Raw genomic sequence first — 10,613 nt, forward strand, 5'->3', positions numbered from 1 at the left:
GCCGACGTCCGCACGGCCGCGCTGGCGCGCGCGTGGGCGCGCACGGAGGCCGTGCTGAAGGCGCGCCGGACGGGGCTGCGGACCGACCCGGCCGACGTGGACGTCCGCCGCGACCGCGTCCGCGTGCCGGGCTCGCGGACGCCGGTGCGCGTGCACGACCTGCCGCTGCGTGACCTGCCGGTCGGCGCCGCGGTCGTCGGCGCCGTGGCGGTCGATCCCCCGCCGGGAGGCGGCACGCCCGTCGACCGCCTCCGCACGGCCGTCCGCGGCGGCATGACCGTGAGCGTGCACGACGGGTCGGCGCTGCTCGCCGTGTGCACACCGCGGTGAGGCGCGCCGGGCGGCGGCCCGAGGGTCAGCGCGCGGCCGGCAGCGGCGGGAGCGCCGGGCGGTCGAGCCACGCGGCGAGCAGCGCGGTGACGTCCGCCGCGAGCGCGTCGCCGCCCGCCGCCCGCGCGTGCTCGTCCGCGAGCGCCCGCAGGTCGTCCGTCGTGGCGGTCGCGTGCGCGTGCCGGTCGGTCCACGCCCGGACGAGCCCGAGGAAGGCGGGCGTCCCGAGCGTGGTGCGCAGCGCCTGCAGCGTGAGCGCGCCCCGCTTGTAGACGCGGTCGTCGAAGAGGCGCGCGTAGCCGGGGTCCGCGAGGACGAGGTCCTGCGGCCGGGCGCGCAGCCGGGCGTGCCACGTGCGGGCGAGGGTCGCGGCGTCGGGGCCGCCGGACGCCTCCGACCACCACCACTCCGCCCAGCAGGCGAAGCCCTCGTTGAGCCAGATGTCCCGCCACGTGCCGACGCCGACGCTGTTGCCGAACCACTGGTGGGCGAGCTCGTGCGCGACGAGCCGGCCGTCGTCGTCGGGTCCGGCGAGGTGGTTCGCCCCGAACACGGACACGCCCTGCGCCTCGACCGGGATCTCGAGGTCGTCGGCCGTGCACACGAGCGTGTACGTGCCGAACGGGTAGGGCCCGAACGCGTCCGCGAAGCACCGCAGGAGCGCCGCGTGGTGCGCCAGGCGCCCGCGCACGGCGGGCACGAGCGCCGCGGGCACGAGCGCCCGCTGGGGCGCCGGTCCGTCGCCGAGCGGCACCTCCTCGTAGCGGCCGACCTGCACGGTCGCGAGGTAGGTCGGCGTGGGGCGGCGCTCCTCGTGCACCCACGTCGTGGTGCTCGCGCGCGCGCGCCGGTCGACGAGGACGCCGTGGGCGAGCGCGCGGTACGGCTGGTCCACCGTGAGCGCGGTCCGGTACGTCGCCTTGTCGTCGGGCCGGTCGTTGCACGGGAACCAGGACGGCGCGCCCGTGGGCTGGCTCGCGACCAGGGCGCCGTCCTCGAGCTCCTCCCAGCCGACCGTCCCCCACGGGCTGCGCACGGGCTGCGGCGTGCCGCCGTACGCGACGACGAGGGTGAGGCGCGTGCCGGCCGGCACCTCGCGCGCGAGCCGCAGCGCGAGCCGGCCCCCGCGGTGCGTCCACCGGGCGAGCCGCGTGCCGGCGACCGTCACCTTCTCGACCGCGAGGCCCGCGAGGTCCAGCGTGAGGACGTCCGTGGCGGCGCGCGTCTCGACCGTGAGCGTCGCCGTGCCGCGCAGGCGGTTCGGCGCGACGCGGTACGTCAGGTCGAGGTCGTAGTGGGCGACGTGGAAGGCCGGGTCCCCGTGCCCGGTGGCGTACCGGTCGTCCGGCGGTGCGACGGGCGCGGCCGCGCTCACGCGGGCACCGGGGCGGTGCGCCACGGCGCGATCGGGTTGCCGACCCAGCGCGACCCGGCGGGCACCTGCTCACCGCGCAGCACGAGGGACGCGGGCCCGACGGTGGCGCCCGCGCCGATGCCGGCGGCCGGCAGCACGACGCCGTGCGCCCCGAGGGTCGCGCCGTCGCCGAGCGTCACGGTGTCGAGGCTCATCACGCGGTCGTGGAAGAGGTGGGTCTGCACGACGCACCCGGGCCCCACGGTCGCCCCGTCACCGAGCCGGACGAGGTCCGCCTCCGGCAGCCAGTACGACTGGCACCACACGCCCCGCCCGATCCGGGCACCGAGCCCGCGCAGCCACCACACCAGCGCGACGGTACCCGTGACCGCGTCCGCGAAGTACGGCGCGGCCAGCATCTCGGTGAACGTGTCCGCCAGCTCGCCGCGCCAGACGGCCGCGCTCCACAGCGGGTGGTCCGCGGTGCGGTGGCGGCCGGCGAGCAGCCACTTGGCGACGACGGTCACGACCGCCGCGACGACGCCGGTGCCGAGCAGCACGACGCCGCCCACGAGCACGGCGGCACCCCAGCCGGCGGTGAGCACCACGGCCTGGAGGACGAGCGCCGTGGCGAGCCCCAGCGTCCCGACGAGCAGCGCCGGCACCACGCGGGCGACCTCGACCGCCGCCCGCGCCCGGCGCAGCCGCGCGGGCGGGTCGTACGTGCGGGCCGGGTCGTCCAGGGTCGCCGCGCGGGGCAGCAGCGCCGGCGGGCTGCCGAGGTAGCTCGACCCGGCGCGCGTGCGGTTCGGCGTCGCCGACAGCACCGCGACCAGGCCGTTCTTCGGCACGGCGCGGCCCGGGGCGGTCATCCCGGAGTTGCCGAGGAACGCGCGGCGGCCGACCTTCGCCGCGGCCACGCGCAGCCACCCGCCGCCGAGCTCGTACGGGGCGACCATCGTGTCGTCGGCGAGGAACGCGCCGTCCTTGACCCGCATCATCGTCGGCAGGCCGACCACCGTGGAGATCTCCGTGCCGGCGCCGACGCGGGCGCCGAGCAGCCGCATCCACGTGGGCGTGAGCACGGACGAGTACACCGGGAACAGCGTCGTGCGGGCCGTGTCGGTGAGCCGCTGCGTGGTCCAGGCGCGCAGGCCCTGGCCCGAGCGCACGGGATGGTAGCCCTCGACGAGGCCGCGGCCGAGCAGCCGCACGGACACGACGACGAGCAGGGCGTACAGCGCGTAGGCGAGCAGCCCCGCCGGCACGCTCGCGAGGAGCGCGGGGGCGACCGCGTCGGCGAGCGTGGGCGTCCCGCGCACGGCGGCGCCGACGACGACCAGGCCGGCGGCCACGGAGACGACGGGCAGCACCGCGACGAGCGCCCCCGCGAGCGCGTACGCGCACGTCCAGAGGCCGGGACGCACGCCGACCGCGGGTCGCCGGGCCGGCCACGGGTGCCGCGCCTCGTGCGCCCGCGCGGCGGGCGAGCCGGTCCAGTACTCGTCCTCGCCGGTCGCCCCGTGCACGGCGGAGCCCGCGGCGACGTCCGTGCCGGCGCCGACGTGGGCGCCCGGGTAGAGCACGCTGCGCGCACCGACGGTCGCGCCGGCGCCGATCGTCACGTGCCCGACGTGCACGACGTCGCCGTCCACCCAGTGACCCGACAGGTCGACCTCGGGCTCGACGGCGCAGCCGCGCCCGAGCGTGAGCATGCCGGTGACGGGCGGCACGGAGTGCAGGTCGACGTCGCGTCCGAGCCGCACCCCGAGCGCGCGGGCGTACAGGCCCACGAACGCCGCGGTCGTCGGCGTGAGGGCACCGAGCTGCTCGGCGAGCCGCTCGGCCGCCCACAGCCGCAGGTGCACCGACCCGCCGCGCGGGTACGTGCCCGGGCCGACGCCCGCGAGCAGCAGGCGTGCGCCGAGCGCGGTGAGGCCCAGGCGCCCGACCGGGCTGATCGTCAGCAGCCAGCCGGCGGCGACCCACCACCAGGAGACCGGCGGCAGCCACGGCAGCGGCGCGACGAGGTCCGCGGCGTTCGCGAGCGCCGCGAGGACGGTGAGCCACCGCAGCGCGACCAGCCCCCGCAGCGGCAGGAGCGCGAGCAGCTGCACGGCCTGGCTCCCGGCGGGCACGGGCCGCACGGGCGCGGTGCGTGCCGCCTCGGCGGGCTCCGCGCCGAGGTCCGGCCACGTCGCCTCCAGGTGGACGGCCAGGTCGCCGACCGCGGGGTGCGCGTACACGTCCGCGACGGTCGCCTCCGGGTAGCGCGCACGCAGCGCGGAGACGAGCTGCGCGGCCGTGAGCGAGCTGCCGCCGCGCTGGAAGAAGTCGTCCTGCGCGTCGGCGGGGTGCACGCCGATGACGTCGGCCCACTGCTGCCCCACCCACGCCGCGGTGCCGGTGAGGCCTGCGCCGGCCGGCGCCTCCCCCGCACCGGGGACCGGCCACGGCAGCGCGTCGCGGTCCACCTTGCCGGAGGTGCGCGTGGGGATGTCGTCGACGGCCGCGAGCAGCGGCACCATCGACCCGGGCAGGACGGCGCGCAGCCGCCCCAGCAGGTCGGGCGTGTCGAGCGGGCCGCCGTCGGCGGGCACGACGTACCCCACGAGCAGCGCCGCGCCGGTGGCCGAGCGACGGACGGCGGCCGCGGCGCCCACGACGCCGGGCAGCGCCAGCAGGGCCGCGTCGACCTCGGCGAGCTCGATGCGGTGGCCGTTGACCTTGACCTGGTCGTCGGCGCGCCCGACGAACACGAGCCCCGCGGCGTGCCGCTCGACGAGGTCGCCGGTGCGGTAGGCACGGTCCCACCCCAGCCCGGGCGCGGCGGCGAACCGCGCGGCGTCCAGATCGGGGTCGAGGTACCGCGCGACGCCGACGCCGCCGATGACGAGCTCGCCCGTCCCGCCCTCGGCGACCTCGGTGCCGTCGGGCCCCACTACCGCGAGGTCCCACCCGTCGAGGGGCAGCCCGATGCGCACGCGCTCGCCGGGCACGAGCGGCGCGGCGCACGCGACGACCGTCGCCTCGGTGGGGCCGTAGGTGTTCCACAGCTCGCGGCCGGGCCCGGCCAGGCGCGCGGCCAGCTCCGGCGGGACGGCCTCGCCGCCGAAGATCAGCAGCCGCACGCCCGCGAGCGCGTCGGCCGGCCACAGCCCGGCGAGCGTCGGGACGGTCGACACGACGCTGATCTCCCGCTCGACGAGCCACGGGCCGAGCTCGGTCCCGGCGCGCACGAGCGAGCGCGGCGCGGGCACGAGCGTCGCGCCGTGCCGCCACGCGAGCCACATCTCCTCGCACGACGCGTCGAACGCGACGGACAGGCCGGCCAGCACGCGGTCGCCCGGGCCGAGCGGTGCGTCCTGGAGGAACAGGCGCGCCTCGGCGTCGACGAACGCGGCGGCGCTGCGGTGCGACACCGCCACGCCCTTGGGGCGCCCCGTGGACCCGGACGTGAAGATCACCCACGCGTCGTCGTCCGGCGCGGGCGCCGCGGGCCGCGCGCCGCGCCCCGGCACGGGCGTCCCGTCCGGCCGCACCGGGTCGGGGCCGTCGCCGAGCACGACCCGCACGCCGGCCTCGCCGAACACCTGCCGCGCGCGGTCGTCGGGGTCGTCGGCGTCGACGGGCACGTAGGCGGCGCCGGCGCGCAGCACCGCCAGCACGGACAGGTACAGGCCCACGGTCCCCGACGTCGCGCGGACGCCCACGCGGTCCCCCGGGGCGACGCCCGCCGCCGCGAGCCGCTCGGCACGCAGGCGTACCGCCTCGTCGAGCGCCGCGTACGTGAGCACCTCGTCGCCGTCGTCGATCGCCACGGCCGCCGGGTGCCGGCGCACGGTCTCGGCGAAGACGTCCACGAGGGTGCGCGGCAGGGGCGCGCGGTGCGCCGCGCGCAGCGGGTCGGCGACGGGGGCCTGGGTGGTCACGGGTCGTCTCGCTCCTGCCCGGGCGCGTTGCTGCACCCGTCGCTCGTCCGGTCGGCGCGGGATGCTCGCACACGCCGGTGAACGGCAGGCGGACGCCGGGCGACCGGCGGGGGCGGCGCTACTTGATCGCGCCCTGCGTGACGCCCGCCATGACCCAGCGCTGCGTGAACAGGTAGACGAGGATCGCGGGCGCCATCGCCATGAGGTACGACGCGAACGCGACGTTGTAGTTGCTGCTGAACTGCGTCTGGAACACGCTCTGCAGCACGGGCAGCGTCTGCAGCGTCGAGTCGGCCGTGATGAGCGACGGCATCATGAAGTCGTTCCACGAGGCGAGGAACGCGAAGATCGCGACCGTCGCGCTCATCGGCGCCATCATCGGGAACACCACGCGGCGGAACACGCCCCACGTCGACGCCCCGTCCAGGCGCGCGCTCTCCTCGAGCTCCTCGGGCAGCGAGCGGATGAAGGCCGTGAACAGCAGCACGCTGAACGACAGCTGGAACATGACGTGCAGCAGCGCGACGCCCACGGGGTTCGCCAGCCCGACCATGCCGGTGAGCTTCACCTGCGAGAGCGCCAGAACCGGGAACGGCAGGAACATCGCCGCGAGCAGGTAGAAGAAGGACCAGCGGAACAGCCTGTGGTCCCAGTTGCGGGCGATCGCGTACGCGGCCAGCGAGCTCAGCGCGACCGTGCCCACGACGGTGACGGCGGTGACGAACACCGAGATCGCGAAGCCGCGCGGGAAGTTGGTGAGGCGCCACGCCTCGACGAACCCCTCGATGCTGAACGGCGACGGCAGCGCGAACACACGCCCGTCCACCGACTGCGCGGTCGTCTTGAACGCCATCGACAGCGTCGCGTACAGCGGCAGGAACACCGCGACCGAGCACACGACCAGCGCGACGGTCGCGCCGCGGTTCGGGTGCTCCTCCTCGCCGCCCGACCGGGTGAACCGGCGCCGCCGGCGCACCGGCACCTGCGCGGGCGCCGTCGTGGTGAGGGTCTGCTGGGTCATCACACCGCCGCCTTCCCGCGCGTGAGGCGCAGCTGGAGCACCGCCAGCACGACGGCGATGAGGAAGAAGATCGTCGCGTTGGCCATCTGGTACGCGTAGTCGCCGCCGGTGAAGCCGGAGAAGATCGTCATCGCCACGCTGCGCGTCGCGGTGCCGGGGCCGCCGTTCGTCAGGCCGACGATGATGTCGTAGGCGTTGAGGAAGTTCTTGAACCCGATGACGAGGTTGATGAGCACGTACCCGGCGACCAGCGGGAGCGTGATCGACCGCAGGCGCCGGGCCGCGGACGCGCCGTCCATCGCCGCCGCCTCGTACACCTCCCCCGGGATCGACAGGATGCCCGCGATGTAGATGAGCAGCGCCGACGGGATCGCCTGCCACGCCGTCACGATCACGATCGTCGTCCACGCCAGGTCGGGGTCCGCCAGCAGGCTCTGCTCGAGCGGGCCCAGGCCGAGCGCCTGCCCCAGCTGCGGCAGCGAGTTGGAGAACAGGAAGTTGAAGACGTACGCGATGACGATGCCCGAGATCACCATGGGCAGCACGAACACCGCCCGCAGCGCGACCTTGGCGCGGATCCGCGACGTCAGCAGCACCGCCAGCAGGAAGGCGACGACGTTGACGACGAGGACCGTGACGAGCGCGAAGCCGATCGTGAACCCGTACGACCCGAGGATCGCCGGGTCCGACGCGAGCGCCACGTAGTTGGTCAGCCCGGTGAACGAGAACTCCCCGAACCCGACCGAGTCCGTGAAGCTCAGCGTGATGCCCATGACCGCGGGCACCGTGATCGCGAGCGTGAACAGGACCAGCGCCGGCACCAGGAACAGGTAGTACGTGCGGTTGACCGTCGGCCGACGGTCGCGCCGCGGTGCCGCCGCGGCGCGGGACGTCCCGGGCGGGGCGGCTGCGGTCGTGGCCATGGGGACCTCCGGTCGTCGAATGCGTCAGGAGCGGAACGCCAGGCGTGCCCAGTCGGCGTCGAGCGTGCGCAGCACCGGCAGCGGGTCGGCGCCCGACGCGAGGGTCTGCGCGTAGTTCTGCAGCGGGATCGACTGCGGCACGAGCTGCGACGCGCCGAGGTAGAACGCGGCGCGGTCGTAGTACTCGCGCAGCTCGACGAGCGTCGGGTCGGTCACCGGCGGTGCGTCGGTCGTGACGCCGAAGCCGAGGTTGTCCGCGTTGTACGTGTCGATGATCTCGGGCTGCATGAGGAAGGACAGGAACTCGCGCGCCGCCTCCTTCTTGGTGGAGCCCTCCGGGATCCACAGCGCGAGGTCCACGTTGACGCGCACCTTGCGGTCCGCCGGGTCGTCCGTCACCGGGAGCGGGAACGCGCCGACGTCGAGGTCGGGGTTGGTCTTCGCGATCTCGGTGAGGGCCCAGGGGCCCTGCAGGTACATCGCGGCCGCGCCGTTCGCGAACGCGAGGTTCCCGTCGCCGTAGCCGCGGCTCGCCGCGTCCGGGTTCGTGTACGCGACGATCTGCTGCATCCGCTCCACGGGCTCGCGGAACTGCTGCTGGAACGCGACCGGGGAGTCGGGTCCCACGTCGTCGCCCTGCGCCTTGAGGTCCGTGAAGAACTCCGTCGTGTCGAGCATGCCGCCGACCGAGTAGTCGAAGTGGCCCTGCGCGATGGTCCACGGGTCGCGGAACGTGCTGTAGACCGGCGTCACGCCCGCCGCCCGGAGGGTGTCGCAGACCCCGAGGAACTCGTCCCACGTCGTCGGCGGCGTCAGGCCGTGCTCGGCGAAGATCGTGCGGTTGTAGAGGACCGCGGCGGCCATGAGCGAGTACGGGATGACGCTCGTGCGGCCGGGGTAGGTGGCGGTGACCTCGACGAGCGGCAGGAGGTCGGGGCGGATCCGCGCCGCCTCGGGCATGTCGCCGAGGTCGCTCAGCGCGCCGCGCTCGACGTACCGGGAGATCTCGAAGTTGTAGTTGAGCAGGCCCAGGTCCGGCGGCGTCTCGCGGACGAACGAGCCCGCCAGGTTCGACGTCGCGTCGTGCCGCACCCGCACCCGCGACTGCGCCTCGTGGAACTGCTGGATGAGCTCGTCGAAGTAGCCGATCACCTCGGGCTTCGACTGGAAGAAGACGATCTCCGTGGTGCTGCCGCCCGACGGGGCCGCGCACGAGGCCAGGGCCGCGGTCGCGCCGGCCGCACCGAGGCCGCGCAGGAAACCGCGCCGCGTCAGGTCCACGGACCCGAGGGGTCGCTGTCCGTCCACGTCTTCGTCTCCCTCGTCGAAGTCGCGCGAGGCACCGGTGCGCACCCGGCCCGTCGTCGTGCGGCCCGGGCGTGCGCGCCGCCCTCACCGTCAGCGTGGCACGAGGTGCCGCGACGCACATCCGGACGCCGTGCCGGTCGGGACCCGCCGGTCGGGACGCCCGGGCGCACGCCGGCGCGCGGCACCGCGCACACTGGTCGCGTGAGCGGGCCCCACCGGTACGACGTCGAGATCCTCCACCTGCTGGTCTCCCCCGAGCACGCCTACTTCGGCCGCCCCCGCGACGGCGCCGCCGACGTGCCGAGCACCGACGCCGAGCGCGCCGAGGTCGTCGCCGGCAAGGGCATCGTCGGCGACCGGTTCTTCGGCAGGGCCGCGCACATGGACGCCGCCGTCACGCTGTTCGCCGTCGAGGCCCTCGACGCGATCGCCGCCGAGCTCGGTGCCGGGCCGTTCGACCCGCTGCTCACGCGCCGCAACGTGGTCCTGCGCGGCGCCGAGCTCGCCCCGCTGCTCGGCGAGGAGGTCGTCCTGGAGTCCGGCGGCAGCAGCGTGCGCCTGCGCGTCGGCCGGCCCGCGAACCCGTGCGCGTGGATGGACCGCGTCCTCGCACCCGGCGCGCACGCCGCGATGCGCGGCCGCGGCGGCGTGCGGTGCATGCCGCTGAGCGACGGCGTGCTGCACCGCGGGCCCGCGGTCCTCGTCAGCCCGGTGCCGCTCGACCCGGCCCGCGCCGGCGCCGCGGTGCGCCGCCTCCCGTCCCGCCTCCCATGACCCCGGGTGCGCCGCGGCCCTGACCACCCCGTCGACGAGGTCGCCCGACGGTGAGGCGGCCGGCCCTCGCCGAGGTCGGCGGTCCGACGCCGAGGTCGGCGGTCCGACGCCGACGTCGCCGGTCCGGGCCGGCGACCTCGGGACCGCACAGGCGATCTCGGCGCGGCAGGGGGTACCGGGCGCCCCGGCCGCCGCACGTATGCCGACCTCGTCGGGCGTGTGCCACCTCGTCAGTCGCACGGCGACCTCGTCAGGTGTGCGTCGACCTCGTCAGGGAGAGGAGACGAGGTCGGAGCACATCGGACGAGCTCGACGCCCCGCGCCGTCGTCGTCGGACCGAGCCGACCCGGTGCGCGGCCCTGCTCGGCCCCACCTGACGCCGAGGTCGCCGGTTCGACGGTGAGGTCGGCGGTTCGGGACGGCGACCTCGGCATCGCACAGGCGATCTCGGCGCGGCAGCGGGTACCGGCCTCCCTGGCGCCCCGCGCACGCCGACCCCTCAGGTGCCGTTCGTCAGGTGTCGTCGACCTCGTCAGGTGTGCGTCGACCTCGTCAGGGAGAGGAGACGAGGTCGGAGCACATCGGACGAGCTCGACGCCCGAGCCGGTGCGCCGCACCGAGCCCGTTCCGCGCCGACCCTGCTCCCCCTGACGCCGAGGTCGGCGGTTCGACGGTGAGGTCGCCGGTCCTGGACGGCGAGCTCGGGGTCGGACCGGCGAGCTCGGGAACGGGAGGGAGCTCGGCGAGGGGCTGCCGGCCGGGTGCGGCGCCGGTGGGGGTGGGCAGGCTGCGGTGGCGGTGGTAGACCGGACTCCCGGCGCACATCTCGCCACAGGGGGCCGTCATGCGCACACCGTCGTCGCTCGCCCGTCCGTCCCGCCGAGCCGGCCGACCCGTCCGACCGTCGGCTCGTCCGCCGGTCCGTCCCGCGGGCGTCGTCGCCGCGGCCGCCCTCGCGCTCGCCGCCGGCG

General features: G+C 76.0%; 7 protein-coding genes. 2 read left to right on the top strand and 5 right to left on the bottom strand.

Annotated features, from left to right (window positions below; genetic code table 11):
• The coding region (locus tag AB6N23_RS14870) for a hypothetical protein (RefSeq protein WP_412866789.1) at positions 1-330 on the top strand (330 nt) is incomplete at its 5' end.
• A 25-nt stretch (positions 331-355) separates the two neighbouring features.
• On the opposite strand, the gene AB6N23_RS14875 is transcribed toward AB6N23_RS14870, so the two are convergent.
• The 5 genes from AB6N23_RS14875 to AB6N23_RS14895 form a co-directional block, all read right to left on the bottom strand.
• Positions 356-1,705 carry a M1 family metallopeptidase gene (locus AB6N23_RS14875; RefSeq protein ID WP_412866790.1) on the bottom strand — a complete coding sequence of 450 codons (1,350 nt, stop codon included), beginning with the start codon at positions 1,703-1,705 and terminating at the stop codon, positions 356-358.
• A complete protein-coding gene (locus tag AB6N23_RS14880) occupies positions 1,702-5,616 on the bottom strand; it encodes a Pls/PosA family non-ribosomal peptide synthetase (RefSeq protein ID WP_412866791.1) in 3,915 nt (1,304 codons plus the stop codon). The genes AB6N23_RS14875 and AB6N23_RS14880 overlap by 4 nt, the downstream gene beginning before the upstream one ends.
• A gap of 118 nt (positions 5,617-5,734) precedes the next feature.
• Positions 5,735-6,637 (bottom strand): carbohydrate ABC transporter permease, encoded by a 903-nt coding sequence (locus AB6N23_RS14885; RefSeq protein ID WP_412866792.1) that lies wholly within the window; start codon positions 6,635-6,637, stop codon positions 5,735-5,737.
• On the bottom strand, positions 6,637-7,560 hold the full coding sequence (locus AB6N23_RS14890; protein WP_412866793.1) for a carbohydrate ABC transporter permease: 924 nt from the start codon (positions 7,558-7,560) through the stop codon (positions 6,637-6,639). The genes AB6N23_RS14885 and AB6N23_RS14890 overlap by 1 nt, the downstream gene beginning before the upstream one ends.
• Before the next feature lie 24 nt (positions 7,561-7,584).
• Positions 7,585-8,868, bottom strand: coding sequence for an ABC transporter substrate-binding protein (locus AB6N23_RS14895; RefSeq protein WP_412866794.1), 1,284 nt, complete (start codon positions 8,866-8,868; stop codon positions 7,585-7,587).
• Between the two features lie 201 nt (positions 8,869-9,069).
• On the opposite strand from AB6N23_RS14895, the gene AB6N23_RS14900 reads away from it, so the two are divergent.
• Positions 9,070-9,642 (top strand): MOSC domain-containing protein, encoded by a 573-nt coding sequence (locus AB6N23_RS14900; RefSeq protein WP_412866795.1) that lies wholly within the window; start codon positions 9,070-9,072, stop codon positions 9,640-9,642.
• Positions 9,643-10,613: the final 971 nt, after the last annotated feature.

Source organism: Cellulomonas pasadenensis, from assembly GCF_047229365.1.
In the GTDB taxonomy this organism is placed as follows: domain Bacteria; phylum Actinomycetota; class Actinomycetes; order Actinomycetales; family Cellulomonadaceae; genus Cellulomonas.

Excerpts from the sequence above, each read along its gene's own strand:
- AB6N23_RS14885 (WP_412866792.1), bottom strand. The coding sequence starts at position 6,637 with ATGACCCAGCAGACCCTCACCACGACGGCGCCCGCGCAGGTGCCGGTG.
- AB6N23_RS14890 (WP_412866793.1), bottom strand. The coding sequence starts at position 7,560 with ATGGCCACGACCGCAGCCGCCCCGCCCGGGACGTCCCGCGCCGCGGCG.